Source organism: Trujillonella humicola, assembly GCF_046233715.1.
Classification (GTDB): domain Bacteria; phylum Actinomycetota; class Actinomycetes; order Mycobacteriales; family Geodermatophilaceae; genus Trujillonella; species Trujillonella humicola.
On the sequence record NZ_JBJNRJ010000162.1, the window covers coordinates 1 to 341 of the forward strand.

Annotated in this window: 1 pseudogene; it reads left to right on the plus strand. The window is 66.3% G+C overall.

Annotated elements, in window-relative coordinates:
• Window positions 1–117: 117 nt before the first annotated feature.
• Window positions 118–341, plus strand: a pseudogene (locus ACK586_RS25555) (hypothetical protein); the annotation flags it as partial.

Sequence of the window (341 nt, forward strand, 5' to 3'; positions counted from 1 at the left end):
AGACCAGCCCGAACGACTACGAGGCCCGCCGGGCCCCGGCTACGCTGCCGACCGCGGCGTAGACACCCCACGCGTGTCCAAGATCAGGGGGCAAGGCCCGGCACCCTCGGCAACTGGGTGAACATCTGGCGCCGTGAGAATCCGGAGCCGACGACCGACCTGACTCCGGTGGAGCGTGCCCGCGTGAAGGAAATGGAAGACGAGATCCGCCGCCTGCGGATGGAGAACGAGTTCCTAAAAAGGCAGCGGCCTTCTTCGCGCGGACGCAACCGTAGCCGAGCGCTGCGCACTCATCCACGCGGAGAAGGACACCTACGACATCACGTTCATGTGCCCGCTGC